Origin of the sequence: Nocardioides marinisabuli (assembly GCF_013466785.1) — a bacterium.
Taxonomy (GTDB): domain Bacteria; phylum Actinomycetota; class Actinomycetes; order Propionibacteriales; family Nocardioidaceae; genus Nocardioides; species Nocardioides marinisabuli.
Genome location: NZ_CP059163.1, coordinates 1,083,164 through 1,109,612 on the forward strand (window position 1 = coordinate 1,083,164; position 26,449 = coordinate 1,109,612).

The window sequence follows — 26,449 nt, forward strand, 5'->3', positions numbered from 1 at the left end:
CCGCTCAGGACCGCGAGGTCGCGCGACGCCGGGCCGCGGGCTTGCGCTCCGACGGCTTGGTGACCGGCTGGCCCTCCTCGACCAGCGCCAGTCGGCGGGCGGCGCCGAAGTCGGCGAGCGCGTCGGTGAGCACCTCGACGTCGGGCTTGGGCGAGAGCACGTCGACGCGCAGCCCGTGCTCCTCGGCGGTCTTGGCCGTGGCCGGACCGATCACCGCGATGACGGTGGAGGGGTGCGGCTTGCCCGCGATCCCGACCAGGTTGCGCACCGTGGAGGAGGAGGTGAAGACGACCGCGTCGAACTTGCCCGACTTGATGGCGTCCCGCGTGGGCGCCGGCGGCGGGGTGGCCCGCACGGTGCGGTAGGCGGTGACGTCGTCGCACTCCCAGCCCAGGTCGACCAGGCCGGCGACGAGGTTCTCGGTGGCGATGTCGGCGCGGGGCAGGAAGACCCGGTTGATCGGGTCGAGCACGTCGTCGTACTCGGGCCAGTCGGCCAGCAGGCCGGCCGCGGACTGCTCGCCCGAGGGCACCAGGTCGGCGCGCAGGCCCCAGTCGGCGATGGCGCCGGCGGTCTTGTCGCCGACGGCGGCGATCTTCAGGCCCGAGAACGCACGCGCGTCGAGGCCGTACTCCTCGAACTTCTCGCGCACCGCCTTCACGGCGTTGACGGAGGTGAAGGCGATCCACTCGTAGCGGCCCTCGACCAGGCCGCGCACGGCCTTGTCCATCTGCTGGGGGTTGCGGGGCGGCTCGACGGAGATCGTGGGGACCTCCTCGGGCACGGCGCCGTAGCCGCGCAGGCGGGTGGTCAGCGGACCGGCCTGGTCCTTGGTGCGCGGCACCAGGACCCGCCAGCCGAAGAGCGGCTTCGTCTCGAACCACGACAGGGTCTCGCGCAGGTCGACGACCTTGCCGATGACGATGACCGCCGGCGGCGACATCCGGGCGGCGCGGGCGTCGGCGCCCACGTCGGCCAGCGTCGAGGTGAGGGTGGACTGCTCGGTGGTGGTGCCCACCCGGGTCATCGCGACCGGGGTCGAGGGCGAGCGGCCGGCCGAGACCAGCGCCTTGGCGATGTCGGCGACCTGGCCGACGCCGGAGAGCAGCACCAGGGTGCGGTCGTCGGCGTACTGGCTCCAGTCGACGCTGCCGTCGCAGGTCACGACCGCGACCTCGCGGTGGTCCTTGGTGGTCAGCGGAATGCCGGCGTAGGCCGGGACCGCGGAGACCGAGGAGACGCCGGGGACGATCTCGAAGCCGATGCCGGCCTTGGCGCAGGCCTGCGCCTCCTCGGGGCCGGAGGCGTAGAGGAAGGGGTCGCCGGTCATCAGCCGGACCACGCGCCGGCCCTTCTTGGCGTGCTTGACCACCACCTTGGCGCGCGCGGCGTGGGTCAGCGGCTGGCCGTCCTCGCCGAAGCCGCCGTCGACGACCTCGGGGCCGGCGTCCTGCTCGGGCGCCTCCGCGTCGGGGGCGGGCAGGCCCAGCAGCCGGGAGACCAGCTCCGCGTGCTCGGGTGACTCGGTGACGACCACCTCGGCCTGGCGCAGCAGCTCGACCGCGCGCAGGGTCATCAGGTCGGGGTCGCCGGGGCCGCTGCCGACGAACGACACCCAGCCGCGGGTCCGCTCGGTCGGGTCGGTCGTGGTCTTGCCTCGCGTCATGCGTCTCGCACCTTGTCTGCTTCAGTGGTGGCTGCTGGACCTGGCTGGCCCAGCTGTCCTGCCCCGTCGGCGAGCATCTCTGCTCCCAACCGGGTCCCGACGCCCACGGCGTCGGAGGGCGTCCCGGTCGCGGACATCCGCACCGAGAGCGTCCCGTCGGGCGAGAGCGCCACGGCCCTCACCCACAGCTCTTCGCCGTCCTCACCCTCGACGACCTCCGCCAGCGCCCCGATCGGGGCCGAGCAGCCGCCCTCGAGCGTCGACAGCACCGCACGCTCGGCGTCGACCGCCGCGCGGGTGGGCGCGTCGTCGAGCGCCCGCAGCGCCTCGGCCAGCTCGTCGTCGGCGCGGCACTCGACCGCCAGCGCGCCCTGCCCGGGGGCGGGCAGCACCTGGAGGGGGTCGAGCACCTCGGTGACCTCCGCGAGCCGATCGATGCGGGACAGGCCGGCCCGAGCCAGCACGACGGCGTCGTAGTCGCCGCTGCGGACCTTGCCGATCCGGGTGTCGACGTTCCCACGAACGCCACGCACCTCCAAACCGAGCCCGAGGGCGTGCAGCTGGGCGGCGCGGCGCGGCGAGCCGGTGCCGACGACCGAGCCGACGGGCAGCTCGCCGATGGTCAGCCCGTCGCGGGCGACCACGGCGTCGCGGGGGTCCTCGCGCTGCGGCACCGCCGCGAGCACGATGCCCTCCGCGGGGTAGGTGGGCACGTCCTTGAGCGAGTGCACGGCCACGTCGACCTCGCCGCGCAGCAGCGCGTCGCGCAGGGCGCTGACGAAGACGCCGGTGGACGACGCGCCGACCAGCGGCGTGCCCGCGGCCTGGCTGCGGTCGCCGTCGGTGGTCACCTCGACGAGCACGGTCTCGCGGCCCAGCCGCTCGCGGATCATCGCGGCGACGTGGCCCGACTGGGTGGTCGCGAGCAGCGAGCGGCGGGTGCCGACCCGCACCGGCGGCTGCTGGGCGTGGTGGTCGGTGGTCACGACGACAGCCCTCCCGGTCGGGTCACGGCGGAGACCGCCTCGGGGTCGAGGGCGAAGAGCTCGGCCAGCGCGGCGGCGTAGGAGACCGCGCCGGTCTCGTTGGCCAGCTCGCGCACCCGGACCGTGGGCTCGTGCAGCAGCTTGTCGGCCACCCGCCGCACGGTGTGCAGCACCTCGGCGCGCGCGGCGGGGTCGAGCTCGGGCAGGCGGCTCTCGAGGCGCGACATCTCGGCGTCGACGACGCCGGTGGCCATCGAGCGGAGCGCGACGACGGTGGGGGTCACGCTGGCCTGGCGGCGCGCGGTGAGGAACGCCGCGACCTCCTCGGTGACGATGTCGCGCACCGCCCGCACCTCGGTGCCGGCCTCGGTGTCGTCGACCTCGCTGGCGAGGCTGGCGAGGTTGATCAGGCTCAGCCCGTCGAGCTCGGCCGCGGCCGGGTCGACGTCGTGGGGCAGCGCGAGGTCGATGACGGTGAGCCGGCGACCTCCCTGGAGCGCCTGCTCCAGCAGGTCGACCCCGACCTGGACGCCGGTGGCGCCGGTGCAGGTGACCAGCAGGTCGGCCTCGGCCACGGCCGCGCCGAGGTCGGAGACGGGGGCGGTGCGGGCGCCGTACTCGCGGGCCAGCCGGTCGGCGCGCTCGGCGGTGCGGTTGAGCACCACGATGTCGGCGGCGCCGTGGCGGGCCATGGTCGCGGTCGCGAGGCCGGCCATCGAGCCGGCGCCGAGGACGGCGACCCGCCGCCCGGCCACGTCGCCGAGGCTGTCGCTGGCGCGGCGCAGCGCGGAGGTGATCAGCGAGGGCGCGGCCCGGTCGATGTCGGTCTCGGCGCGCGAGCGCTTGCCCACCCGCAGGGCCTGCTGGAAGAGGCTGTTGAGCGCGGGGCCGACGGTGCCGAGCTCCTGGCCCAGCCGCAGCGCCTCGCGGGTCTGGCCGAGGATCTGGCCCTCGCCGACGGCCATCGAGTCGAGCCCGGCCGCGACCTGGAAGAGGTGGGAGACCGCGCCGTCGTCGTAGTGGACGTAGAGGTGCGGCAGCATCGTCTCGGTGCTCTCGCCGGCCCGGTCGACCAGCAGCGTCGAGAGCTCCTCGACCGAGCCGTGGAAGCGGTCGACGTCGGCGTAGACCTCGAGGCGGTTGCAGGTCGAGATGACCGCGGCCTCGGAGACGTGCGCGGCCGCCGAGGCGGCGGCGACCAGCTTGGCGACGCTGTCGTCGTCGGTGCCGGCCACCCGCTCGAGCAGCGAGACGGGGGCGGAGTTGTGGGAGATGCCCACGACCAGGACGCTCATGCGGGCCTTCCTTCCAGCTCGCCACCGGCGCCGCGGGCGACGCCCGCGGCACCCAGGGCCTTGCGCTGCTCGTGGTAGGCGAGGATCTGCAGCTCGATGGACAGGTCGACCTTGCGCACGTCGACCCCGTCGGGGACGGCGAGCACGGTCGGGGCGAAGTTGAGGATGCTGCGGATGCCGGCGGCGACCATGTGGTCGGCGACGTCCTGGGCGGCGGGCGCGGGGGTGGAGATGACGCCGATGGCGACGCCGTGCTCGTGCACGATCGCCTCGAGGTCGGAGAAGGGGCGCACGTCGACGCCGGCCACGACCTCGGAGTGGCGGCGCGGGTCGGCGTCGAGCAGCGCGACGACCCGGAAGCCGCGGCTGCGGAAGCCGGAGAAGCTGGCCAGGGCGTGGCCGAGGTTGCCGATGCCGACGATGACCACGGGCCAGTCCTGGGTCACGCCGATCTCGCGGGCGATCTGGTAGAGCAGGTACTCGACGTCGTAGCCGACCCCGCGGGTGCCGTAGCTGCCCAGGTAGGACAGGTCCTTGCGCAGCTTGGCGCTGTTGACCCCGGCCGCGGTCGCGAGGTCCTCGCTGGAGCAGGTGGCGGTCCCTGCCTCGGAGAGCCCGGTGAGGGCTCGCAGGTAGACCGGCAGCCGCGCGACGGTCGCCTCGGGGATGTCCCGCGACGCCTCGGAAGGGGTCCGTTCGGTCACTTCAGTGCTCTCCATGCCCAGCCGCGGGACGGGGACCGAGGAGCCCCTGATCGTCCGAGCGACCTCGCCACTGTAGGAGTTTGTGAACGCGAGAACAAACCGAGCCGGCGAGCGTCCGGAGGGTGGGCTAGCACATGTGAGAACCCCCACGCCCACCGGGGCGCCCCGGCGCTGCGACGGGTCGGCTCAGGCACCCAGCGCGCGACGCAGCCGCCCGGGGTCCACGCGCCAGTAGTCGTGCTGGCGACCGTCGACGAAGGTCACCGGGATCTCCTCGCCGTAGCGGCGGGTCAGCTCGGCGTCGCCGTCGATCGACAGCTCGTCGTAGCCCTCGCCGAGCTCGGCGCAGACCGCCTCCACCACGGCCCGGGCCTCGTCGCACAGGTGGCACCCCGGCCGGGTCAGCAGGCGCACCCGCGGCTGCGGGGCGCTCATCCGAGCAGCTCCAGGTGGCGGCGCCGCTCCTCGGCCCGCAGCGAGCCTTTGCGGACCTTGCCGGTCACCGTGACCGGCAGCGAGTCGACGACCTCGACGCGGCTGGGCACCTTGAAGCGCGCCAGCCGCTCCTCGCAGCGCTCGCGCACCGCGGCGACGACCGCCCCGGGCTCGGCGCCGGGGGCGACCACGTAGGCCACCACCGCCTCGCCCGTCGCGGCGTCCTCGACGCCGATGACCGCGGCCTCGCGCACCCCCTCGACCTCCCGGACGACCTCCTCGACCTCGGTGGGGTAGACGTTGAAGCCCGAGACGATGACCAGCTCCTTGAGCCGGTCGACGAGGAACAGCTCTCCGTGCGGGTCGAGCAGCCCGACGTCGCCGGTCGCGAACCAGCCCTCGGCGTCGGGCCCGTCGGCGCCGTCGGGCCAGTAGCCGCTGAACAGGTTCTCGCCGCGCACCTGGATCTCACCGGGGTCACCGGGCTCGCTGGAGCGCCCGGCCTCGTCGACCAGGCGCACCTCGACGCCGGGCAGCGCCCGGCCCACCGAGCCCGGGACCGGGGCGTCGGGCAGCGAGCACAGGGTGCTGGTCACCACGGGCGCCGCCTCGGTGAGCCCGTAGCCCTGGTGCACCGCCAGCCCGGTGGCGGCGGTGAACAGCGCGACCGACGCGGGGTCGAGCGGCGCCGAGCCCGAGAGGACCAGCCGCACCGGGCCGAGCCGCTCGGCGAGGGAGTCGTCGTCGCGCCAGTGCCGGAAGACCGGCGGAGCCAGGGGCAGCACGCTGCACGCCTCGTCGTCGACGACGTCGAGGATCGTCTGGGGGTCGTACTCGCGCACCAGCACCAGCTTGGCGCGGTGGCGCAGGACGCTGCCCAGCACGGCGTTCAGCCCGTAGACGTGGAAGAGGGGCAGCACCCCCAGCACGACGTCGTCGCCGTGCATCATCGGCGGCTCGACGGCTCCCAGCTGGTCGATGTCGGCCAGCAGGGCCCGGTGGCTGAGCATCGCGGCCCGCGGGTGCCCCGAGGTGCCGGAGGTGTAGAGCAGCACCGCGAGCCGCTCGGGGTCGCGCACCCGGGGCACCGGCACCGGGGCCGGGTCCTCGCGCAGCGCCGCGTGGGCCCACTCCCCCGGCTCGGGGTCGGCACCCGCCACGACCACCCGCGGGTCGGCGGCGCGCGCCCGCAGGTCGGCGGGCAGCTCGACGGACGCCAGCCCCGCGACCGCGCGGCGTACGACGTCGAGGGCGGCGGGGCCCGCGACCACGAGCCGGCTGCCGGAGTCGGCCAGCACCCGGGTCAGCTCGTCGACGGTCGAGCGGGGGTTCACCGGCACCGCGACCGCGTGCACGCGCAGGACCGCCAGGTAGGTCGTGACGAACTCGATGGTGTTCTCCAGCGCCAGCACCACGCGGTAGCCGGCGACCACGCCCACCTCGGAGAAGCCGTGGGCCAGCCGCGCCACCTCGTCCTCGAGGCAGGCCCAGGTCACGCTGCGCCCGTCGGCCTCGACCAGCGCCAGCTTGTCGGGCGACTCGGCCGCCGCGACGACGACGAGGTCGCTGAGGTCCCCCGGTGGTGGGGCGGCGTGCTCGTCGTCGACGGGACGCCCCTGCGTGGTGCCCTGGTCCATCCGGCGATGCTCCCACATCGCGACGGCGCGGGCCCTGGGAGCGGCGGCCACATTCTCCTAGGGTGGCGGCGTGACCCCGCCCGCCGAGCGCCGGACCCTGCCGAACCTCCAGCAACGCTCCACGCTGGCGGGCGAGGCCGCGGCCGCCGCGGCGGAGGTCGAGTCGGCGCTGGTGACCCCCAGCGACCCCACCTCGGCGGCGTTCTTCGACGTCGACAACACGATCATGCAGGGCGCGAGCATCTTCCACCTCGCCCGCGGCCTGCACCGGCGCAAGTTCTTCACCACGCGCGAGATCGCGGGCGCCGCCTGGAAGCAGGCCTACTTCCGCGTCGTGGGGGTCGAGGACCCCGAGCACGTCGCCGACGCCCGCAACTCCGCGCTCGGCTTCATCGCCGGCCACACCGTCGCCGAGCTGCAGGAGCTCACCGAGGAGATCTTCGACGAGGCCATGGCGCACCGGATCTGGCCCGGCACGCGCGCGCAGGCCCAGCTCCACCTCGACCAGGGCCAGCGGGTGTGGCTGGTGACCGCGGCCCCCATCGAGATCGCCCAGGTGATCGCCCGCCGGCTCGGGCTGACCGGGGCGATGGGCACGGTCGCCGAGCACCACGACGGCGTCTACACCGGCCGGCTGGTCGGCGACATGCTGCACGGCCCGGCCAAGGCGGAGGCGGTGCGCGCGCTGGCCGAGCGCGAGCAGCTCGACCTCGCCGCGTGCTCGGCCTACTCCGACTCCTTCAACGACCTGCCGATGCTGAGCATGGTGGGCGACCCGTGCGCCATCAACCCGGACGCGCGACTGCGCGCCCACGCACGCGAGGCGGGCTGGCGGATCCGCGACTACCGCACCGGGCGCAAGGCGGCCCGGGCCGGGCTGGTGCTGGGCGCCGCGGCCGGTGCGGTCAGCGGCACCGTGGCGGCCGGGGTGGCGCTGCGCTCGCGTCGCCACTGACCGGGCCGCCTGCCTCCTCCACCCCCGACGCTGGTCTGGACCGGCCGGCGGCGCGCGCCTCCCGCATCGGGAGAAACTTTTTCGGTATACGACTGTTTCGGTTCCCAGCGACCCCGATCCGTCGTACCCTCGGAGTCGCTCTGGGAGAGAGCGTGCATGGGAGGGAACACCTGATGGCGCCGCACGCCGACGTGACGCACGGCTTCGACGCCCTGCGACGCCTCGTGCTCCGCGCCCTCGACGACGCCCTCTCGCCCCTCGCCCCGACCCCGGCCCTGGCCGCCGCGGCACTGCCCGGGGCTCCCCCGGCGCGGCTGGTCGACCTGCTGCTGCAGACCGTGGCCGACGACAGCCTGCACATCGAGGCCGACCCGGGCACCGGGGTGCCCCCGCCGGGCGGCTACGACGACAGCGCCCTCGCCACGTCCTCGGAGGAGTCCGCCGACGACCGCACGCGGCTGATCGCGCTGGTCGAGCTCGCCCGCCAGGGCGACGTCGACGCCTTCGGGCTGCTCTACGACCACTACCAGGGCTCGGTCTACCGCTTCCTCTTCCACCGCACCCGCTCGGCGACGCTGGCCGAGGACCTCACCTCCGAGACCTTCTTCCGGGCGCTGCGCTCGATGCAGGGGTTCCGCTGGCAGGGCAAGGACTTCGGCGCCTGGCTGATGACCATCGCCCGCAACCTGGCCACCGACCACTTCAAGGCCGGGCGCACCCGCCTCGAGATGACCACCGAGGACATGGGCCAGCACGACGACGCCACCGAGGGCCCCGAGGCCCTCGTGCTGGCCGGGTTGACCAACGAGATCCTGCTCCAGGCGCTGACCGAGCTGCCCGACGAGCAGCGCGACTGCCTGGTGATGCGCTTCCTCCAGGGCATGAGCATCGCCGAGACCGCCGCGGTCCTGGGTCGCAGCGACGGCGCCATCAAGCAGCTGCAGCTGCGCGGGGTGCGCAACCTGGCCAAGCTGATGCCGGAGGGGTTGCGGTGACGAGCCCGGTGACGCCTGCGTCACAGCCCGTAACCAACCGTCGCGACCGGTCGTTGAGCGGGGTGTCGAGACGTCACCACGACGTCTCGCCGACCCACCCCGACTTCGGAGAAGGACGCCACCGATGAGCCCCGTGTTCGCGGCGCGACGACGCGCCGAGGAGTTCGACGCACTGGTCGAGGCCCGCGCTGCGGGTCGACCGGTCGATGACGCGCGGTTCGACGCCCTGCTCGACGTCGTGGGCGCCCTGCGCACCAGCCCGCAGCCCCAGGCCCGCCCCGAGTTCGTGGCCGACCTGCGCGAGCGGCTGATGACCGCCGCCGCCACCGAGCTGCGACCGGCGAACGCCGCGTCCCCGGCGACCGCGGCCCGCCTGACCGTCGCCCCCCAGCGCACCCGACGCGACCGGCGCCTGGCCGCCGCCGTCGGCGGCCTGGCCATCGTGGGCGCCTCGAGCACCATGGCGGTCGCCTCCCAGTCGGCGCTGCCCGGCGACGTCCTCTACCCGCTCAAGCGGGCGATGGAGAACATCTCGACCGGCGTCAGCACCAGCGACGAGCGTCGCGGCGAGAGCCTGCTCTCCCACGCGGCCGGTCGCCTGGCCGAGGTCGACGCCCTCTCGCGCGACGAGCAGGGCCAGGACCTCGTCGCCATCGAGAACACCCTGATCGCCTTCACCGACCAGACCTCCGAGGCCAGCCAGGTGCTGATCGGCGACTACGCCGAGACCGGCGACGAGACCTCGATCGTGGAGCTGCAGCAGTTCACCGTCGAGAGCATGGGCGCCCTCGAGGACCTCTCCGCGGTCCTTCCGGCCACCGCCCAGGAGGTGCTGGTCACGGCCGGCACCCTGCTCGCCGAGATCGACCAGACGACCCAGCAGCTGTGCCCCACCTGCCCCGGCACCACCATCGGCCAGGTGCCGGCCTTCCTGGTCAACGCCGCCGAGGCGCTGCTGGGCGACCTGGTGACGCCCACCCCCGCCCCCGAGGCGGCGGCCGGCTCGCAGCGCGACCCGGGCAAGGGTGGGCGCCAGCCCGGCAAGGGTGCCAAGGGCGCCGACGGCTCCGGCAGCGCCCCCTCGACCAGCACCCGGGCACCGTGGCCCTGCCGACGCCGCCCTCGAGCCCCGCGCCGGGCGCCGGCAACGGCTCCCAGCAGGGCGGCACCACCGGTTCCAACCAGGGCCCGCTGGGCCCGATCACCGACAACGTGCCCGGCACCGGGACGCCCACGGGCGGCGCCGGCGGCAACGGCGGGTCGGGTGCGCTCAGCGGCCCGGTCGAGGACATCGTCGACGGGGTCAACGGCCTCGTCGAGGGCATCACCGACCCGCTCCTGCCCTGACCGGTCCCCCGGGGCACCCACGAGGCCTACTCCGGGGCCTGCTCCGGTTCCCGGGGAGCCCGGGACCTCCGGGACCTCCGGGACCCCGGCTCAGCGGAAGACGGACTCGCGCTGGCGCAGCAGCGAGTAGAGCGTCTGCTGGATCGTCTCGCGCACCTGGTCGGTGACGTTGAAGACCAGCATCGGGTCGTCGGCGGCGCCGTCCTCGAACTCGTCGGTGCGCACCGGCTCGCCGAACTCCAGCAGCCACTTCGAGGGCAGCGGCACCAGGCCCAGCGGCCCCAGCAGCGGGAAGAGCGGGGTGATGGGGATGTAGGGCACCCCCAGCAGCCGCGCCAGCGAGGGCACGTTGCCGACCAGCGGGTAGATCTCCTCGGCGCCCACGACCGAGAGCGGCACGATCGGCACCCCGGTGCGCAGCGCGGCCGAGACGAAGCCGCCGCGCCCGAAGCGCTGCAGCTTGTACCGCTCGGCGTACGGCTTGCCGATGCCCTTGAAGCCCTCGGGCCACACGCCCACGAGCTCGCCCCCGCGCAGCATCCGCTCGGCGTCCTCCGAGCAGGCCAGGGTGGCGCCGCCCTTGCGGGCCAGCGCGTTGACCAGCGGCAGCCGGAAGACCAGGTCGGCACCGAGCGGGCGCAGGAACCGGTCGGCGTGGTCGTGGATGGACACCATCGTCATCAGGCCGTCGAGCGGCACCGTGCCAGAGTGGTTCGAGACCACCAGGGCACCGCCCTCGGCCGGGATGTTCTCGATGCCGCGGACCTCGATGCGGAACCACTTCTGCGCGATCGGGCGCAGGGCGGCCATGAAGAAGCGCTGGGTGACCTCGGCGTCGAAGCCGTACTCGTCGACCACGTAGTCGCCGGTCACCCGACGGCGCAGGAACGCCAGGAACCGGGCCAGCTGGCCCTCCCACTCCTCGCCGAAGAGCTCGCGGGCGGCGTGCTGGAAGGCCGAGAGCCAGTCGCCGACGGGGATGCCCGCCGAGGGGTGGCGCTCCTCGGTGGTGGTCGCCGGTCGGGGCGGCGTGACCTGCTCGGCCGCCGCCGGCTCCACGGGCTGCTGCTCGGACCGGTCGTCGCGGCCCTGGGGCTCCTCGGCCGCCGTCGGCGCCTCGGGGGGCTGCTCGGGCGCCGGCCCGGCTTCGCGGGGGGGCGCCGGGGCCGGCCAGGCCGCGGGCCGCCGACGACGGCTGCTTGCCCGTGCCGCGCCCGGGACGGCCGCGGGTGCCGATGGGGATGATCTCGGCGTCACCCATGGTGCTGGCCTCCCGGTGCTCGTCGTACGTCGTCGCCGTCGATCGCCTGCAGGGGCTCGACCCGTCTCGCGTCGGCCGCGCCGGGGTCGGGGAAGGCCGAGGCCAGCCCGTCGAGCAGCCGCTCGGCCCGCCCGCCGGTGCGCGGCAGCGTCGCGCCGAAGTCGGTGAGCGCCTCGGCGGTGGAGCGGGCGGGGGGTGGAAGCCCAGCTCGCTGCGCATCCGGGTGGTGTCGACGCCGCGGCCGTAGGTCAGGAAGGCGACCTGCTCGGGCGAGAAGTCGGCGACCCGGGCCGAGCGCAGGGCCGAGCCGAGCGAGCCGACGGCGAAGCCGGGCAGCGCCAGGGTCGGGCGGCGCAGGCGGCGCAGGGCCTGCGAGAGCATCAGCACCCCGTCGCCGGCGACGTTGAAGGTGCCGGCGACCTCGTGGGTCACGGCGTGCTGGAGGACGGCGAAGAGGTCGTCCTCGTGCAACAGCTGCAGCCGCGGGTCGTAGCCGGCGACCGTGGGCACCACGGGCAGGCGCAGGTAGGAGGTCAGCGGGCTCTCGACGTGGGGACCCACCACGTTGGCGCAGCGCAGCAGGGTGACCCGCACGTCGCCGCGGCGACGGGCGAAGCCGCGCACGTAGGCCTCGACCTCGGCGACGTCCTTGGCGTAGCCGGCGCGCGGGGCGCGGCGCGGCTCCATCTCCTCGGTGAACATCGCGGGGTCGCGCGAGCTGGCGCCGTAGACGGTGGTCGTCGACTTCACGACGAGGTCGCGCACGCCGGGCGCGCGCTGGCAGGCCGCCAGCAGCTGCATCGTCCCGATGACGTTGAGCTCCTTCATCGTGCCCCGACCCCCGGCGCTGCCGGGGGTGGCGATGACGCTCATGTGGACGACGGTGTCGACGTCCTCCTTGGCGATCACCTTGGCGATCACCGGGGTGCGAATGTCGGCCCGCACGAAGGAGACCTCGCCGATGTCGCCGCGGGGCGGCACGACGTCGACGCCGATCACCCGCGAGACGGCGGGGTCGGCGGCGAGGGAGCGCGCGAAACGGCGCCCGAGGTCACGTGAGACCCCGGTGACCAGGACGACCTTGCCCATGCTCGCGCCCGATTCCCTCGAGAACTACCGACGACGTAGGAGGTGGTGCGCCACCGGCGCGGACCCGTGGCCCGCGCGGTGGCCCGCGACTACTTGCCGAGCTTGCGACGCTGGACGCGCGTCTTCTTCAGCAGCTTGCGGTGCTTCTTCTTGGCCATGCGCTTGCGCCGCTTCTTGATGACCGAACCCACAGGTTGTTCCTTTCCCAGCTGGTGGTCCCGCGCAGAGGCGCGAAGGACGCCGACAGCCTACTGGGCCGGTGCCGGGCTCGGAGAATCGCGTCCGCCTCGGCGGCCGCAGAGCGGGCGCGGGGCGCGTGCGGCGGCTCAGCCGGCGTCGTAGAAGGACTTGCGGATGTACTCGTTCGCGTCCTCCTCGCGCACGCGGAACGAGCGGCCGACCCGGACGGCGGGCAGCTCTCCGTTGTGCACGAGGCGGTAGACCGTCATCTTCGAGACCCGCATCATCGCGGCCACCTCGGCAACGGTCAGGAACTTGGCCTCGGAGATGTCTCCGGAGGAGCTGGTCACCATGAGATTGCACCGACTTCCTGGGCGGCACGTCCGCCGGCTTCCCCGCCGGCGACTCCACGGCCACGCAGTGGTGAGAATAGGGCCTGGAGTGACTCGTGGGGAAGAGGAAACCTGAAGTGACCTGAGTTTTGTCGGCGTGTCGGCTTGCATGTCACCCAGATGGGGCACGCCGCGCCGCCGTCACCAAGCCTGCGGGTCCAGCCCGTGCAGGGGGAAGGCGGCCACCCGGGTGGCCTGCACCGCGCGGTCGAGCCAGGTGTCGGGGTCATAGCCCTCGGACCAGTCCTGGTAGGTGGGGGTGACGCCGTCGGTCATCCGCCGCGGCGCCACCTGGCCCAGGAGTCGCTGCACGTGCTCGCGCCAGGCGTCGGGGGTGGCGGTGTCCGGGTCGAGCGGCGTGCCGCGCACGGCCGCCAGGAGGTGGGTCCACGAGCGCGGCACCACCGAGACCAGCTCGTAGCCGCCGCCGCCCAGCGCGACCCACCGGCCGTCGGCCACCTCGTGGGCCAGGTCGTGCAGGGCGTGGTGGGCCATCCGCTGACCGTCGACCGAGAGCATCAGGTGGGCCAGCGGGTCGTCGGCGTGGGAGTCGCACCCGTGCTGGGTGACCAGGACCTGCGGGGAGAACTCCCGCAGCAGCGGGGGCACGACGGCGTGGAAGGCGCGCAGCCACCCGGCGTCGGAGGTGCCGGGAGGAAGCGCGACGTTGACGGCGCTGCCCTCGGCGCCGGGTCCGCCCAGGTCCTGCGCCGACCCGGTGCCCGGGAAGAGGATCTGGCCGGTCTCGTGCAGGGAGACCGTCAGCACCCGCGGGTCGTCCCAGAAGATCTTCTCGACGCCGTCGCCGTGGTGGACGTCGATGTCGACGTAGGCCACCCGCTCCACGCCCTGGTCGAGCAGCCAGCGGATGCCGACCGCGATGTCGTTGTAGACGCAGAACCCGCTGACCCGGTCGGGCATGGCGTGGTGCAGCCCGCCGGTGATGTTGGCCGAGTGCAGCGACTCCCCGCTCCAGACCTGGCGACAGGCCTCGACCGTGGCGCCCACCACGTGGGCGCCGGCCTCGTGCATGCCGGCGAAGACCGGGTTGTCCTCGGTGCCCAGCCCGACGTCGAGGCGCGGCCGGACGTGGCGACCGGCGTCCTGCACGGCCTCGAGCAGCGACGCCTCGTGCACGGTGGCCAGCAGGTCGTCGTCCGCGACCGGCGCCGGCACGGTCCGCAACCCCTGCGGGCCGCCCACCACGCCGAGGCCCTGGGCCAGGCGCATGGTCAGGTCCACGCGCACCGGCGACATCGGGTGGCCGGCGCCGAAGTCGTACTCCGTGAGGCGGGCGTCGAAGACGACGCTGGAGGGTCCGGAACAGGCGAGCACGACCGCGACGCTACCGCCCGGGTGACGTCGGACACGCGCAGGCGCTACCGTGCTCACGTGCTGATCACCTCCACGACCTCGTCGCAGTGGTGGGCCGCCTGACGGCGGACCACCGATCGAGCACACCCTCATCCCACGGCCGCCCACGGGCGGCCGTTCGTCATCTCCGGACCTGCACCGCGCGTGGGCACACCCACCTCCAGGAGCAGACATGTCCACGACCACCCCCACGACCACGGCCACCATCGCCACGACCTCCACCGCGCGGCGGCTCTCGCTGCTCACCCCGTCCGGGACCCCGACCCTCGGCAATCTGCTGGGCGCGCTGCGGCCGCTCGTCGCCGGCCAGGACGCCCACGACTGCTTCGTCGGGGTCTCCGACCTGCACGCGATGACCGACGGCCACGACCCGCGGCTGCTGCGCGAGCGCAGCAGCGACCTCGCGCGGCTGCTGCTCGCGGTCGGTCTCGAGCGCAGCACCCTGTTCGTGCAGAGCCGGGTGCCCGCGCACCGACAGCTGGCGTTCCTGCTCGAGTGCGTCGCCTCCAGCGGCGAGCTGGGCCGGATGATCCAGTTCAAGCAGCGGCGTCGGGCCAACGGGTCCAGCAGGGCCGCACTGCTCACCTACCCGGTGCTGATGGCTGCCGACATCCTGCTCTACCGGCCCGCCCAGGTGCCGGTGGGCGACGACCAGCGCCAGCACGTCGAGCTCGCCCGCGACCTCGCCCTGCGCTTCAACCGCACCTACGGCGAGGTCTTCACGGTGCCCGAGGTCGTCGTGGCGCCGACGGGGGCACGGGTGATGGACCTGCAGCGCCCCACCGAGAAGATGAGCAAGTCGAGCACCGAGCTGTCCGGGGTCGTCGCCCTGCTGGACCCGCCGGACGTCGTGCGCCGCAAGGTGGCCCGCGCCGTCACCGACGCCGAGACCGGGCCCGACGCGGTGCGCGCCGACCGCGACACCAAGCCCGGGGTCACCAACCTGCTCGAGGTGCTGGCGGCCTGCGGCGGCTCCGCCGACGGCATCAGCACCTACGGCGCGCTCAAGCGCGCCGTCACCGACGCCGTCGTCGGCGTCCTCGAGCCGCTGCAGCGCCGCCACGCCGAGCTGGCCGCCGACCCCGGCCCCCTCGAGGCGGCGTACGCCGCCGGGGAGGCACGCTGCCGCCGGGTCACCCCGCCCCCGCTCGCGGCCGCCGAGGCAGCGATGGGGCTGTGACCCGGGCCGGGGCCCGGCTCAGGTCGCGGCGATGAAGTCGGCCACGGCGTGGCCGAGCTCGGCGCCGGCGTCCTCCTGCAGGAAGTGGCCGGCGCGCTCGATCACCGGGTGCTCGACCTCGCGGGTGCCGGGCACCAGCTTCTTCATCAGCGGCCCCATCGCCCCGGTGATCGGGTCGGAGTCGGAGAAGGCGACCAGGAACGGCTTCTCCCAGCGCCCCAGCACCTCCCAGGCGGCCCGGTTGGCCTCGGTGGCCGGGTCGTCGGTGCTGGTCGGCACCAGCCCGGGCATCGCCCGCGGGCCGGCGACGAGGTCCTGGCTGGGGAACGGCGCGTCGTACGCCGCGCGCACCTGCTCGCTCATCCCGCGCACGCACCCGGACTCCACGAAACGGCCCACGTCGAGGGTGGGGGCGTTCTCGACCGCGCGGCGGAACTGCCACCAGATCTCCGGCATGTCGAAGTCGCCGGTCGGCATGCCGGTGTTGGCGGCCACGACGCGGGCGAACCGGTCGGGGTGCTCGGCGACCAGGCGCAGCCCGATCAGCCCGCCCCAGTCCTGCCCGACCAGCGTCACGTCGCGCAGGTCGAGGTCGTCGACGACCAGCTCGCGCACCCACTCGACGTGGCGGGCGTAGCTGTGGTCCTCGGTGCGGGTGGGCTTGTCGGACCGACCGAAGCCGATCAGGTCGGGGACGATGCAGCGCACCCCGGCCGAGGCCAGCACCCCGACCACGTGGCGGTAGAGGTAGGACCAGGTCGGCTCGCCGTGCAGGAGCAGCGCGACCGGGGCGTCGTCGAAGCCCTCCTCGGGGCCGACGTCGAGGTAGGCCATCCGCACCGGCTCGTCGCCGCCGTCGGGGTCGGTCAGCTCGGCGTACGACGGGTGCCACGGGAAGTCGGGCAGGTCGGCGAAGCGGTCGTCGGGGGTGCGCAGGGTCTTCACGGGTCTCCTCGAGGCAGGTGCGGGCGGGGCGGGTGCGGGCGGGGCGGGTGCTACTTCTTCTGGCGGCGCGAGCCGCCGTGCCAGTCCTCCTGGACGCCGGCCTCGTCCTCGTCGACGCCGAGGGCGCGCAGCTGGGGCAGCTCGCGCAGGCTGCGCTTGAGCTCGGCGAAGCCGGGGAAGGTGGCCAGCCCGACCACGTGGTCCCACAGCGCACCCGCCTCCTCCTCGCCGGGCAGGCGGCTGATCACGGGACCGAAGAACGCGGCCCCCTCGGGCGGGGCGATGTGCAGGATGGGGGTGCCGACGTCCTTGCCGGTCAGCGCGAGCGCCTCGTCGGTCTCGGCCTGCAGCTGCGCGTCGTACGACTCGTCGTCGAAGGCCGTGGCGAGCTCGGCCGGCAGCCCGGCCTCTTCGAGGGCGGCGTGCAGCAGCTCCTGGGCCCGCTCGCCGTCGGGCATCCCGCCGCTGGAGGTCGCGGGGTCGACGTCGAAGATCCGCGAGGTGATCGCGGGGTAGAGCCGCGCCACCGCGTCGGGGCCGTGCTCGTCGCGCGCCCGCGCGCAGACCCGCAGCAGGCGCAGCCCCGAGGTGTGGCCGGCCTCGTACTCCGCGGGGAAGTGGGAGTCGTAGTCGATGTGGGAGTTCAGCAGGCGCAGCGAGATGAAGCGCCACTCCACCTCGTGCTCGCGCTGCTCGGCGACCATCCGGACCCACTTGCTGGTCATCCAGGCGAAGGGGCACACGGGGTCGAACCAGAACCGGACGTGCGGCTGCGCCGCGGTGTCAGTCATGCCTCCACCCTGCCAGCACCCCGGTCGGCCCCACCACCACCTGTCCAGGGGCGGCTGCATGAGTCCCCGGTCAGCCGGTGACTCCTGCACTTGGTGGGTGTTGCAACACCTGACAAGTGCAGGAGTACCCGGTCAGCCGGGGACTCATGCAGGGCCGCCAGCAGCCGGTCAGCTGCCCTGGGCCAGGGCGCGGGAGCGGTCGCGGGCGGCCTCCATGGCGGCCAGGAACGCGGCGCGGACCCGGTGCACCTCGAGCTCGCGCAGGGCCGAGGCGGTGGTGCCGCCCGGGGAGGTGACCTGCTCGCGCAGCACCGTGGGGTGGGTGCCGGTCTCCTGCAGCATCCGGCCGCTGCCCACGAGGGTCTGGATGACCAGGTCGGTGGCGGTGCTGCGGGGCAGCCCGAGGTGGACGCCGGCCTCGATCATCGACTCCACGACGAAGAAGATGTACGCCGGCCCGGAGCCGCTGATCGCCGTGACGGCGTCCTGCTGGCGCTCGGGGATGCGCAGCACCTTGCCGACCGACGACATCAGGGTCTCGACCTCGGCGAGGTCGGCCTCGGTGCAGTGCGAGCCCGGCGAGATCGCGGTCATCCCCTCGTCGACGAGCGCGGGGGTGTTGGGCATCACCCGCACCACCGCGACGCCCTCGGGGACCCGCGCCTCGATGAAGGCGGTGGTGATGCCGGCGGCGAGGCTGACGACCAGGACGCCGGGCCGCAGCACCGGGGCGATCTCGTCGAGGAGGTCGCCCATGTCCTGCGGCTTGACGACCAGTGCCACGGTGTCGGCCTTCTCGGCGGCGCTGCGGTTGTCGAGCACGGCGACGCCGTAGCGCTCCTCGAGCTCGTGGGCGCGCTCGGCGCGCTTCTCGCCGACCATCAGCCGGTCGACGCGGCGCCCCGCCCGCACCAGGCCCGAGAGCAGGGCCTCACCCATCACGCCGGCACCGATGATCGCGGTCTGAGAGGTCATGGCGCCCATCCTCCCAGCCCGCGGCCCACGGCGCGGGGAGGAGTCACTTCTTGGAGACCAGCGACCGCGCGAAGAAGGCCAGGTTCTGCGGGCGCTCGGCCAGGCGGCGCATCAGGTAGCCGTACCACTCCTGGCCGTAGGGCACGTAGACCCGTACCGTCTCGCCGCTGGCCGCGAGCCGGCGCTGCTCGTCGGGCCGCACGCCGTAGAGCATCTGGAACTCGTAGCTGCCCTGGGGCCGCGCGGAGCGGCCGGCCAGCGAGGTCGCGATCTCGACGAGGCGCGGGTCGTGGGTGGCGACCATGGGGTAGCCCTGGCCCTCCATCAGCACCTTCAGGCAGCGCACGTACGAGCGGTCGACCTCGAGCGGGTCCTGGTAGGCCACCGACTCCGGCTCGGCGTAGGCGCCCTTGCACAGCCGCACCCGCGAGCCCTCGTAGGCCAGCTGGCGGCAGTCGTCCTCGGTGCGGTGCAGGTAGGACTGCAGCACCGCGCCGGTCTCGGGGAAGTCCTTGCGCAGCTCGCGCAGGATCGCCAGCGTCGAGTCGGTGGTGGTGTGGTCCTCCATGTCGAGGGTGACCGTGGTGCCGGCGTTGCGCGCGGCGCGGCAGATGGTCCGCGCGTTCTCCAGCGCCACGCGGTGCCCGCCCTCGGGCGCGACGTCGGCGGGGAGGAACTGGCCGATCGCGCTGAGCTTGAGCGAGACCTCGCTGCCGCCGGCCAGGCCCTCGGAGCCCAGCGCGCCGAGCACGTCGAGGTACGCCGCCACCGTGGCGTCGGCCTGCGCGCGGTCCTCGGTGTCCTCGCCGAGGAAGTCGAGGGTCGAGGCCAGCCCGTCGGCGGCGAGCTCGCCGGCGGCGCGCACCGCGTCGGCGGTGGCCTCCCCCGGCACGTAGCCGCGGACGATGCCGGCCGAGACCGGCAGGGTGCTGACGAGGTTCTTGACCTGCTGGCTGCGGGCGAGCAGGAGCAGCGGCTGCCGGAGAAGGGCCATGGGCAGCAGGCTACGTCGGCGCCCCAGCCACCGCCTCAGGCGGTACGACGCCGCAGCGTCGCCGCCCCGAGCAGCACGGCCGCCACGGCGAACCCGGCGACCACCGCCAGGTCGCGCCACGCCGCGCCGGTGCCGCTCGAGGTCGACAGGGTGCTCATCGCGTCCACGGCGTAGGACAGCGGCAGCACGTCGGAGACGGTCGCGAGCACCGGCGGCAGCGCGTCGCGGGGCACGAAGAGCCCGCAGAGGAGCAGCTGGGGGATCACCACGGCCGGCATGAACTGCACGGCCTGGAACTCGCTGCGGGCGAAGGCGCTGACGAACAACCCGAGCGAGGTGCCGAGCAGGGCGTCGACGACCGCGACGAGCACCAGCATCCACACCGGGCCGGCGACCTCCAGGCCGAGCGGGCCGGCGCTGACCAGCACCGTGACCAGCGACTGCACCACCGCGACCAGCCCGAAGGCCAGGGCGTAGCCGCCGAGCAGGTCGAGGCGGGCGGTGGGCGCCACCATCAGCCGCTCCAGGGTGCCGCCGGCGCGCTCGCGCAGCGTGGTGACGCTGGTGACCAGGAACATCACGGTGAAGGGGAAGATCGCCAGCAGCGCCGGCCCGACGCGGTCGAAGACCTCGGGATCGACGTCGGAGAACATCCACCACAGCAGCACCACGAGCAGGGTCGGCAGCAGGAGCAGCATCGCCATCATGCGGTGGTCGCGGCGCAGCTGGGTCAGCACCCGGGCCGCGACCGCGACCGTGACGCGCGCCCTCACCGCCCCTCCTCCACCAGCGCCAGGAAGGCGTCCTCGACGGTGCCGGCCCCGGTGCGCTCGCGCAGGCCCGCCGGGGTGTCCTCGGCGAGCAGGCGCCCCTCGCGCACCAGCAGCAGCCGGTCGCAGCGCTCGGCCTCGTCCATCACGTGGCTCGAGACGAGCACCGCCGCGCCCGCCGCCGCCAGCTCGTGGAAGCGGCCCCACAGCCGGGCCCGCAGCACCGGGTCCAGGCCCACCGTCGGCTCGTCGAGCACCAGCAGCCCGGGGCTGCCCAGCAGCGCCACCGCCAGCCCGACCCGGCCCCGCTGCCCGCCGCTGAGCCGTCCGACCACCGCGTCGCGCTGCTCGGCCAGGTCGACGACCTCGAGCACCCGCTCGACCTCGGTGCCGCCGACGCCCAGCACCCGGGCGAAGAAGCCGAGGTTCTCGGCGACGCTGAGGTCGTCGTAGACCCCCGCCGACTGGGTGGCGTAGCCGACGCGGCCGCGCACCGCCGGGCTCCCGGCCGGGTGGCCGAGCACCGTGACGGTGCCGGCGCTGACGAGCTGGCTGCCGACCAGGGCGCGCATCAGCGTCGACTTCCCGCTGCCCGAGGGGCCCAGGAGGCCGGTAACCCCGTGGCCCACCCGCAGGTCGAGGCCCTGCAGCACCGCGCGCCCACCTCGTCGTACGACGAGGCCGGCGACCTCCGCGACCGGCGGCTCAGAGGGCAGGGACCGCGAAGTGCTCACGGGCGAACTCCAGGGACTCGCGCAGGTCGGCCTCGCGCTCCTCGCGGGTGTCGCAGCGGCGGGTGTTGATCTCGAGCACGATGTCGCCGTCGAAGCCGTTGCCGGCGAGGTGGCGCAGGAAGCCCGCGGCGTCCATGCCGCCGCGGCCGGGCACCAGGTGCTCGTCCTTGGGCGAGCCGGTGCCGTCGGTGAGGTGCACGTGGCGCAGCCGGTCGCCGAGCCGCCGGGCCATCTCGACCGGGTCGTCCTCGGCGATCGCGGCGTGCGAGAGGTCGATGGTGGTGGAGGCGTAGGTCTCGGCGGAGGGGTCCCAGCCCGGCAGGTACATCTCCATGCCGGCGCCGGCGCGCGAGGTCACCTGGGCCCGCCAGGGGTACATGTTCTCGACCGCGAACGCCAGCCCCGTCGACTCCTCCAGGGCGGCGATGCCGTCGACGAAGCCGCGGGCGTACTCCTTCTGCCAGCGGAACGGCGGGTGCACCACGACGGTGCGCGCCCCCACGGCGTGCGCCATCTCGGCGGAGCGCTCGAGCTTGCCCCAGGGCTCGGTGCCCCACACCCGCTGGGTGAAGAGCAGGCACGGGGCGTGCACCGCGCAGACCGGCATCTCGTGGTGCTCGGAGAGCTGCCGGACCGCCGCGGTCTGCTGGCTCAACGCGTCGATGCCGACCATCACCTCGACGGCGTCGTAGCCCAGCTGGGCGGCGTAGGCGAAGCCGTGGGCGGTCGACTCGGGGTAGACCGAGGAGGTGGACAGGCCGATGCGGGTGCGGGCGCTGCTCACGGCTCAGCCCAGGACGCTGAGCTGGTCGAGCCGCTCGAGGATGACGCCCTCACGCAGCGCCCACGGGCAGATCTCGAGCTCGTCGAGGTCGAAGATGTCCATGCAGGCCTCGGCCACCAGCGCGCCGGGCACCACCTGGTGGGCGCGGCTGGCCGACACGCCCGGCAGCGAGGCCAGCTCGTCGTGGTCCATCGCGACCAGCTTGGGGATCCACTCCGCGAGCGCCTCGAGCGGCAGCGCGCGCGGCACCAGCGGCCCCTCGGAGGAGGAGGCGGCCCCGCAGATGCGGGCCAGGGACCGGAAGGTCTTGGAGGTGGCGGCGGCCGTGTCGGGCGAGCCGGCCCGCAGCAGGTGGCCCGCGTCGCGGGCGATCTCGGCGCGGATGCGGCGGCGCAGCTCGCGGATCGCCTCCTCGTCGGGCGCCCCGTCCCCGAAGTGGGCCCGGGCAGGCGCGCCGCGCCCAGCGGCAGCGACCAGGCCACGTCGGGCGCCTCGTCGGGCCCGCCGGCGATCTCGAGGGAGCCGCCGCCGATGTCGAAGACGGCCAGCCGGCCTGCCGACCAGCCGAACCAGCGGCGTACGGCCAGGAAGGTCAGGCGCGCCTCGTCCTCGCCCGAGAGCACCGCGATCCGCACCCCGGTGCTCGCGTGGACGTGGTCGAGCACCTCGTCGGCGTTGGCCGAGTCGCGCACCGCGGAGGTCGCGAAGGCCAGCATGTCCTCGCAGCCCTTGTCCTCGGCCACGGCGAGGGCCTGGGCGGTGAAGGCCGTCAGCGCCTCGACACCCGCCTCGGAGACCGCGCCCTCGTCGGGCCCCTCGACCACGAGGTGCTCGGCCAGGCGCAGCGGCTCCTTGTAGGAGTACGCCGGCAGCGGCGCCGCGCCACCGTGGGCGTCGACCACCAGCAGGTGCCCGGTGTTCGAGCCGATGTCGAGGACGCCCAGCCGCATGGGACCAACGTACTCCCCCGGCCCGCCCGGGAACGTAGGGTGTGCCGGTGCCCGAAGTGGACCTCGTCTTCCCCCGCGCCTGGGTCGAGTTCGTCAACCCCGACGACCACGACGAGGTGCTGCGCTGCGACCTCACCTGGCTGACGTCCTCCTACACCTGCATCTTCGGCCAGGGCTGCCCCGGCATCTTCGCCGACGCCCCCGACGTGGGGTGCTGCACGCTCGGCGCCCACTTCGCCGACGACGCCGACGAGGAGCGGGTGGCCGGCTTCGTCGAGCAGCTCTCCCCGCACCAGTGGCAGCAGCACCCCGGACGCGCGGTGGGCCGCGACGACTGGGTCGAGCTCGACGACGAGGGCGCCCGCAAGACCCGGGTCACCGAGGTCGACGGCCAGCAGGCCTGCATCTTCCAGAACCGTCCCGGCTTCGCGCCCGAGGACCCCGAGGCCGGCCCCGGCGGCGCCGGGTGCGCGCTGCACGGCCTGGCCCTCGACCTCGACCTGCACCCGCTCGAGACCAAGCCCGACGTGTGCTGGCAGCTGCCGATCCGCCGCACCTTCCGCGAGGTCGAGCGCACCGACGGCACCGAGTACACCGAGGTCAGCATCGGCGAGTACGACCGCCGCGGCTGGGGCCCCGGCGGCCACGACCTCGACTGGTACTGCTCGGGCAACACCGAGGCCCACGTGTCCATCGAGCCGGTCTACGTCACCAACGAGGCCGAGCTGCGCGAGCTGATGGGCGCGGCGGCGTACGACGAGCTGGTGCGCCACTGCGAGGCCCACCTGCGCTCCCGCTCGGCGCTGGCGCTGCACCCCGCCGACCCGCGCTGACCCCGGGCGGCACCGGACTCTCGACGTCGAGAGAACCGACCCCGCCGTCGAGGCACGTCTTTGCGGAGTTCACAATCGTGGGTATGCGCCTGGACCACCTCTCCTACGCCGCCGGACCCGACGGACTCGCCAGCACCGCGCAGCGCATCGGCGGGCTGCTGGGCCGCGACTTCACCGACGGCGGCATCCACCCCCGCTTCGGCACCCGCAACATGGTGCTGCCGCTCGCGGGCGACACCTACCTCGAGATCGTCGAGGTCCTCGACCACCCCGCCTCCGACAAGGCCCCCTTCGGCCAGGCCGTGCGCGCCCGCTCGGCGCTCGGCGGCGGCTGGCTGGGCTGGGCCGTCGCGGTCGACGACATCTCGGTCGCCGAGCAGCGCCTGGGCCGCGAGGCCGCGCAGGGCAGCCGGCACCGCCCCGACGGCACCGAGCTGCGCTGGAAGCAGATCGGCATCAACGGGCTGATGGCCGACCCGCAGCTGCCGTTCTTCCTGCAGTGGGAGGTGCCCGCCGAGCTGCACCCCAGCCACGGCGCCGACGACTCCTACGCGCTGGCCTGCCTCGAGATCGCCGGTGACCCGCTGCGGGTCAGCGAGTGGCTCGGCGAGCCGGTCGAGGCACCCCTCGAGGACGTCAAGGTCGAGTGGGTCGCCCCGCACGGCACCCCCGGCGTGATCGCCGTGCAGATCCAGACCCCCGGCGGCCTGGTCCGGCTCTGAGCACGACCCCTGGGCCCCCGGCGACACCCGGGCTGCCCGAGGGCACCCGCCCGAGCCCCAACATCTGGCACCACACCGACACCTACGAGGTCGAGAACCACGCCTTCGACCCCGACGGGCTGGTCGAGGCCGCCATCGAGCGGCTCGGCGGCTGGGCCGGGCGCGACGTGCTCGACCTCGGCTGCGGCACCGGCTTCCACCTGGGTCGCCTCGCCCGCACCGCCGCGTCGGTGACCGGGGTCGAGCCGCACCCCGACCTGCGCGCCATCGCCACGCGGCGCACCCGCCGGACAGCGGGGGTCACGGTGCTCGGCGGCACCGCGCAGGCCCTGCCGCTGCCCGACGCGAGCATCGACGTGGTGCACGCGCGCTGGGCCTACTTCTTCGGCCCCGGCTGCGAGCCCGGTCTGGCCGAGCTCGCCCGGGTCGCCCGCCCCGGGGCGGCGGCGTACGTGATCGACAACGACGCGAGCCGCTCGACCTTCGGGGCGTGGTTCGCCCGCGGCTTCCCCGAGCACCCCGCGCCCGAGGTGAAGCGGGAGTTCTGGGCCGCGCACGGCTGGCGGCGCGAGCCGGTGCTGACCCGCTGGTCCTTCGACTCCCCCGCCGACCTCGAGGCGGTGGTGCGCATCGAGCTGCCCGGCCCCGCGGCCGAGCAGGCGCTCGCCGAGCACCGGGCCGCCGGCGGCGGCACCGAGGTGGAGTACGCCGTCGACGTGTGGTGGCGCCGCTTCTGAGCCGGACGCTCAGCCGGGCATCGGGCTGACGTCGACGGGCTCGAGCAGCTCGGGGTGCCCCTCGACCAACCGGTTGCCGAGGACCTCCAGGCGCCACCCGGCGGCCCGTCCCTGCTGGCCGTACGCCCGCAGCACGACCCCGGTCCCCGGGCAGGTCACGACCTCGGCGCTGCTGTCGTCGTGCTCGCCGCGGAGGCGGACCAGCCCGTCGTGGTCGACCGCGACGACCTCGTCGGCGTTCACCCGCTCCACCAGGTCGAGCAGGGACCGCACGACGAGTGCGTCCATGGCGCGGTTGCCGCGGGGGAAGACGCCGCTCTCCTCGACCACGATCGAGCCGTCGCGGGGGTGGGCCTGCCGCTCGGGGTCGGCGTACCAGCGCAGCCGGCCGTCGGGGAGCCGCACCGCGCAGCGGTGGTCGTCCCACATCACCAGCAGCGGGTCGGCGGGCAGGGCGTGGAAGCCGTGCAGGACGACGCGCACCAGCCGGACCGCGCCGGGCGGGACCGGTCGCGGCTCGAGGTCGACGCCTGAGGACGCGTCACCCCGGTCGCCGCTCTCGTCGTCGCCCCAGCTCATCCGCCACCCGGTCATGGCGACACGGTGGCACAGGCCGCCGACAGCCCTCGCTCAGCGGCGGTCGGGTCCGGAGGAGTCGCGGACCACCAGCGACGGGGTGAGCAACACCCCCTGCTGGGCCACCCGGGGGCGACCGAGCAGGCCCTCGAGCGCGGTGACGACCTCGATCGCGACGTCCTCGAGCGGCTGGCGCACCGAGCTCAGCCCGGGGCGCACCACCTGGGCGACCTGGGAGTCGTCGAAGCCCACGACGGCGACGTCGTCACCGACCCGCAGCCCGCGCAGGTCGAGGGTCTGCAGCACCCCCATCGCCAGGGTGTCGGAGGCGCACACGAACGCGGTCGGCGCGGCCTCGTCGAGCAGCACCTCGCTGGCCTCGGCGCCGCTGGCCACGGTGTCCTCGACCCGGGAGGCCAGGCCCGAGGTCGACAGCCCGGCCTGCTTCATCGCGCGGTGCCAGCCCGCGCGGCGGTCCTCGCCGATGCGGGAGTCCTTGCGCCAGCCGATCCAGGCGATCCGCTCGTGGCCCTTGTCGAGCAGGTGGCGGGCGGCGCTCTCGCAGCCCGCCGCACCGTCGACGTCGACCCAGGCGTGGGTGGACTCGGGGTTCTCCCACGGGCGGCCGAAGGCGACGAACGGGGCCCGCCGGCTGTCGAGCCACTCGGCCTGCGGGTTGCCGAGGTAGGTGTCGGTGACGACGAAGGCGTCGACCGCGGTCGAGCGCAGCAGGTCGTCGTAGCCCGAGAGCGGGTCGGTGGGGTCGCCGGTGAAGAGCAGCACGTGGTAGCCGGCCTCGCGCGAGGTCTCGACCAGCGAGTGCACGAAGCGGTCCATCGTGGCGTTGGCGGTGCCCTCCTGGACGGCCTGGATGCGCAGGCCGATCAGGTGGGAGGCCCGGGTGCGCAGGTTGCGGGCCGCGCGGTTGGGCAGGTAGCCGAGGTCGGCGATGGCCTGCTGGACCCGCAGCAGGGTGTCGGCGCGCAGCAGGTCGGGGTTGTTGACCGCGTTGGAGACGGTCTGCCGCGAGACCCCGGCGCGCTCCGCGACGTCGGCCAGGGTGGGCGGCAGCGCCGACGTACGAGCGCTGGTGCGGGACACGGCCACCCCCTCGTGCGACTTCTTGATCGTTCCAAGTCCGA

Annotated in this window: 26 protein-coding genes and 2 pseudogenes; 7 read left to right on the top strand and 21 right to left on the bottom strand. The window is 74.4% G+C overall.

The features are described 5' to 3' along the window. Nucleotides 1-4: 4 nt before the first annotated feature. From H0S66_RS05235 to H0S66_RS05260, 6 genes are all read right to left on the bottom strand, one after another. Nucleotides 5-1,666, bottom strand: coding sequence for a bifunctional uroporphyrinogen-III C-methyltransferase/uroporphyrinogen-III synthase (locus H0S66_RS05235; RefSeq protein ID WP_179614454.1), 1,662 nt, complete (start codon nucleotides 1,664-1,666; stop codon nucleotides 5-7). Next, entirely contained in the window at nucleotides 1,663-2,559 is an 897-nt protein-coding gene (hemC, locus tag H0S66_RS05240; RefSeq protein WP_246305319.1) for a hydroxymethylbilane synthase, read from the bottom strand. Before hemC ends, H0S66_RS05235 begins: the two co-directional genes overlap by 4 nt. 89 nt (nucleotides 2,560-2,648) lie before the next feature. Next, on the bottom strand, nucleotides 2,649-3,947 hold the full coding sequence (locus tag H0S66_RS05245; protein ID WP_179614455.1) for a glutamyl-tRNA reductase: 1,299 nt from the start codon (nucleotides 3,945-3,947) through the stop codon (nucleotides 2,649-2,651). Continuing rightward, nucleotides 3,944-4,651, bottom strand: a complete 708-nt coding sequence (locus H0S66_RS05250; protein WP_370463665.1) for a redox-sensing transcriptional repressor Rex — start codon at nucleotides 4,649-4,651, stop codon at nucleotides 3,944-3,946. The genes H0S66_RS05245 and H0S66_RS05250 overlap by 4 nt, the downstream gene beginning before the upstream one ends. Before the next feature lie 186 nt (nucleotides 4,652-4,837). Further along, nucleotides 4,838-5,086, bottom strand: coding sequence for a glutaredoxin family protein (locus H0S66_RS05255; protein ID WP_179614457.1), 249 nt, complete (start codon nucleotides 5,084-5,086; stop codon nucleotides 4,838-4,840). After that, on the bottom strand, nucleotides 5,083-6,723 hold the full coding sequence (locus tag H0S66_RS05260; protein ID WP_179614458.1) for a class I adenylate-forming enzyme family protein: 1,641 nt from the start codon (nucleotides 6,721-6,723) through the stop codon (nucleotides 5,083-5,085). The genes H0S66_RS05255 and H0S66_RS05260 overlap by 4 nt, the downstream gene beginning before the upstream one ends. A gap of 70 nt (nucleotides 6,724-6,793) precedes the next feature. Here H0S66_RS05260 and H0S66_RS05265 point away from each other — a divergent pair, with 70 nt between their 5' ends. The 3 genes from H0S66_RS05265 (at nucleotide 6,794) to H0S66_RS05275 (ending at nucleotide 10,150) form a co-directional block, all read left to right on the top strand. Beyond that, nucleotides 6,794-7,678: an HAD family hydrolase gene (locus H0S66_RS05265; RefSeq protein WP_179614459.1), complete on the top strand. Its 885-nt coding sequence runs from the start codon at nucleotides 6,794-6,796 to the stop codon at nucleotides 7,676-7,678. A 173-nt stretch (nucleotides 7,679-7,851) separates the two neighbouring features. Next, nucleotides 7,852-8,673, top strand: coding sequence for a sigma-70 family RNA polymerase sigma factor (locus H0S66_RS05270; RefSeq protein ID WP_246305112.1), 822 nt, complete (start codon nucleotides 7,852-7,854; stop codon nucleotides 8,671-8,673). Between the two features lie 124 nt (nucleotides 8,674-8,797). After that, complete coding sequence (locus H0S66_RS05275; protein WP_180923799.1) at nucleotides 8,798-10,150, top strand: DUF5667 domain-containing protein; 1,353 nt, start codon at nucleotides 8,798-8,800, stop codon at nucleotides 10,148-10,150. Here the strand turns inward: H0S66_RS05275 and H0S66_RS05280 are convergent. The 5 genes and pseudogenes from H0S66_RS05280 to H0S66_RS05300 all read right to left on the bottom strand — a co-directional run bounded on the left by H0S66_RS05280 (nucleotide 10,111) and on the right by H0S66_RS05300 (nucleotide 14,277). Then, nucleotides 10,111-11,079 carry a lysophospholipid acyltransferase family protein gene (locus H0S66_RS05280; RefSeq protein WP_180923801.1) on the bottom strand — a complete coding sequence of 323 codons (969 nt, stop codon included), beginning with the start codon at nucleotides 11,077-11,079 and terminating at the stop codon, nucleotides 10,111-10,113. The genes H0S66_RS05275 and H0S66_RS05280 overlap by 40 nt on opposite strands. Nucleotides 11,080-11,740: 661 nt before the next feature. Next, nucleotides 11,741-12,370: pseudogene (locus tag H0S66_RS20325) on the bottom strand (NAD-dependent epimerase/dehydratase family protein); the annotation flags it as partial. A gap of 89 nt (nucleotides 12,371-12,459) precedes the next feature. Further along, nucleotides 12,460-12,561, bottom strand: coding sequence for a 30S ribosomal protein bS22 (locus H0S66_RS05290; RefSeq protein ID WP_008356322.1), 102 nt, complete (start codon nucleotides 12,559-12,561; stop codon nucleotides 12,460-12,462). A gap of 135 nt (nucleotides 12,562-12,696) precedes the next feature. Then, on the bottom strand, nucleotides 12,697-12,903 hold the full coding sequence (locus H0S66_RS05295; RefSeq protein WP_179614463.1) for a helix-turn-helix domain-containing protein: 207 nt from the start codon (nucleotides 12,901-12,903) through the stop codon (nucleotides 12,697-12,699). Nucleotides 12,904-13,083: 180 nt separating this feature from the next. Then, complete coding sequence (locus H0S66_RS05300; protein ID WP_258017106.1) at nucleotides 13,084-14,277, bottom strand: acetoin utilization protein AcuC; 1,194 nt, start codon at nucleotides 14,275-14,277, stop codon at nucleotides 13,084-13,086. 211 nt (nucleotides 14,278-14,488) lie between these two features. Here H0S66_RS05300 and trpS point away from each other — a divergent pair, with 211 nt between their 5' ends. Continuing rightward, nucleotides 14,489-15,496, top strand: coding sequence for a tryptophan--tRNA ligase (trpS, locus tag H0S66_RS05305; protein ID WP_180923803.1), 1,008 nt, complete (start codon nucleotides 14,489-14,491; stop codon nucleotides 15,494-15,496). 18 nt (nucleotides 15,497-15,514) lie between these two features. Here the strand turns inward: trpS and H0S66_RS05310 are convergent, their stop codons facing one another. From H0S66_RS05310 to H0S66_RS05345, 8 genes and pseudogenes are all read right to left on the bottom strand, one after another. Next, nucleotides 15,515-16,441 carry a haloalkane dehalogenase gene (locus H0S66_RS05310; RefSeq protein ID WP_179614466.1) on the bottom strand — a complete coding sequence of 309 codons (927 nt, stop codon included), beginning with the start codon at nucleotides 16,439-16,441 and terminating at the stop codon, nucleotides 15,515-15,517. Between the two features lie 50 nt (nucleotides 16,442-16,491). Next, on the bottom strand, nucleotides 16,492-17,232 hold the full coding sequence (locus tag H0S66_RS05315; protein ID WP_179614467.1) for a mycothiol-dependent nitroreductase Rv2466c family protein: 741 nt from the start codon (nucleotides 17,230-17,232) through the stop codon (nucleotides 16,492-16,494). Between the two features lie 168 nt (nucleotides 17,233-17,400). Beyond that, on the bottom strand, nucleotides 17,401-18,207 hold the full coding sequence (gene proC / locus H0S66_RS05320; protein WP_179614468.1) for a pyrroline-5-carboxylate reductase: 807 nt from the start codon (nucleotides 18,205-18,207) through the stop codon (nucleotides 17,401-17,403). Between the two features lie 43 nt (nucleotides 18,208-18,250). Continuing rightward, nucleotides 18,251-19,201 carry a proline dehydrogenase family protein gene (locus H0S66_RS05325; protein ID WP_179614469.1) on the bottom strand — a complete coding sequence of 317 codons (951 nt, stop codon included), beginning with the start codon at nucleotides 19,199-19,201 and terminating at the stop codon, nucleotides 18,251-18,253. 35 nt (nucleotides 19,202-19,236) lie between these two features. Beyond that, nucleotides 19,237-19,974 (bottom strand): ABC transporter permease, encoded by a 738-nt coding sequence (locus H0S66_RS05330; RefSeq protein WP_179614470.1) that lies wholly within the window; start codon nucleotides 19,972-19,974, stop codon nucleotides 19,237-19,239. After that, entirely contained in the window at nucleotides 19,971-20,705 is a 735-nt protein-coding gene (locus H0S66_RS05335; RefSeq protein ID WP_258017107.1) for an ABC transporter ATP-binding protein, read from the bottom strand. Before H0S66_RS05335 ends, H0S66_RS05330 begins: the two co-directional genes overlap by 4 nt. Continuing rightward, entirely contained in the window at nucleotides 20,677-21,489 is an 813-nt protein-coding gene (locus tag H0S66_RS05340) for a sugar phosphate isomerase/epimerase family protein (RefSeq protein ID WP_179614471.1), read from the bottom strand. Before H0S66_RS05340 ends, H0S66_RS05335 begins: the two co-directional genes overlap by 29 nt. 3 nt (nucleotides 21,490-21,492) lie before the next feature. Then, nucleotides 21,493-22,439 (bottom strand): annotated as a pseudogene (locus tag H0S66_RS05345) (Ppx/GppA family phosphatase). A 47-nt stretch (nucleotides 22,440-22,486) separates the two neighbouring features. Between H0S66_RS05345 and H0S66_RS05350 the strand changes: the two are divergent. The 3 genes from H0S66_RS05350 (at nucleotide 22,487) to H0S66_RS05360 (ending at nucleotide 24,731) form a co-directional block, all read left to right on the top strand. Beyond that, nucleotides 22,487-23,272 (top strand): DUF3109 family protein, encoded by a 786-nt coding sequence (locus H0S66_RS05350; protein WP_179614473.1) that lies wholly within the window; start codon nucleotides 22,487-22,489, stop codon nucleotides 23,270-23,272. Nucleotides 23,273-23,355: 83 nt separating this feature from the next. Then, nucleotides 23,356-23,994, top strand: coding sequence for a VOC family protein (locus H0S66_RS05355; RefSeq protein ID WP_179614474.1), 639 nt, complete (start codon nucleotides 23,356-23,358; stop codon nucleotides 23,992-23,994). Then, nucleotides 23,919-24,731, top strand: a complete 813-nt coding sequence (locus tag H0S66_RS05360; protein WP_258017108.1) for a class I SAM-dependent methyltransferase — start codon at nucleotides 23,919-23,921, stop codon at nucleotides 24,729-24,731. The genes H0S66_RS05355 and H0S66_RS05360 overlap by 76 nt, the downstream gene beginning before the upstream one ends. A 9-nt stretch (nucleotides 24,732-24,740) precedes the next feature. On the opposite strand, the gene H0S66_RS05365 is transcribed toward H0S66_RS05360, so the two are convergent. Both H0S66_RS05365 and H0S66_RS05370 read right to left on the bottom strand, forming a co-directional pair. Continuing rightward, entirely contained in the window at nucleotides 24,741-25,325 is a 585-nt protein-coding gene (locus tag H0S66_RS05365; protein ID WP_179614475.1) for a hypothetical protein, read from the bottom strand. 36 nt (nucleotides 25,326-25,361) lie between these two features. Then, nucleotides 25,362-26,408 (bottom strand): LacI family DNA-binding transcriptional regulator, encoded by a 1,047-nt coding sequence (locus H0S66_RS05370; protein WP_179614476.1) that lies wholly within the window; start codon nucleotides 26,406-26,408, stop codon nucleotides 25,362-25,364. Between the last annotated feature and the right edge of the window lie 41 nt (nucleotides 26,409-26,449).

Coding starts and splice junctions, on each gene's coding strand:
- H0S66_RS05255 (WP_179614457.1), bottom strand. CDS start 5,086: ATGAGCGCCCCGCAGCCGCGGGTGCGCCTGCTGACCCGGCCGGGGTGC.
- hemC (WP_246305319.1), bottom strand. CDS start 2,559: ATGATCCGCGAGCGGCTGGGCCGCGAGACCGTGCTCGTCGAGGTGACC.
- H0S66_RS05315 (WP_179614467.1), bottom strand. CDS start 17,232: ATGACTGACACCGCGGCGCAGCCGCACGTCCGGTTCTGGTTCGACCCC.
- H0S66_RS05295 (WP_179614463.1), bottom strand. CDS start 12,903: ATGGTGACCAGCTCCTCCGGAGACATCTCCGAGGCCAAGTTCCTGACC.
- H0S66_RS05325 (WP_179614469.1), bottom strand. CDS start 19,201: ATGGCCCTTCTCCGGCAGCCGCTGCTCCTGCTCGCCCGCAGCCAGCAG.
- H0S66_RS05365 (WP_179614475.1), bottom strand. CDS start 25,325: ATGACCGGGTGGCGGATGAGCTGGGGCGACGACGAGAGCGGCGACCGG.
- trpS (WP_180923803.1), top strand. CDS start 14,489: ATGTCCACGACCACCCCCACGACCACGGCCACCATCGCCACGACCTCC.
- H0S66_RS05275 (WP_180923799.1), top strand. CDS start 8,798: ATGAGCCCCGTGTTCGCGGCGCGACGACGCGCCGAGGAGTTCGACGCA.
- proC (WP_179614468.1), bottom strand. CDS start 18,207: ATGACCTCTCAGACCGCGATCATCGGTGCCGGCGTGATGGGTGAGGCC.
- H0S66_RS05260 (WP_179614458.1), bottom strand. CDS start 6,723: ATGGACCAGGGCACCACGCAGGGGCGTCCCGTCGACGACGAGCACGCC.
- H0S66_RS05270 (WP_246305112.1), top strand. CDS start 7,852: ATGGCGCCGCACGCCGACGTGACGCACGGCTTCGACGCCCTGCGACGC.
- H0S66_RS05355 (WP_179614474.1), top strand. CDS start 23,356: ATGCGCCTGGACCACCTCTCCTACGCCGCCGGACCCGACGGACTCGCC.
- H0S66_RS05245 (WP_179614455.1), bottom strand. CDS start 3,947: ATGAGCGTCCTGGTCGTGGGCATCTCCCACAACTCCGCCCCCGTCTCG.
- H0S66_RS05235 (WP_179614454.1), bottom strand. CDS start 1,666: ATGACGCGAGGCAAGACCACGACCGACCCGACCGAGCGGACCCGCGGC.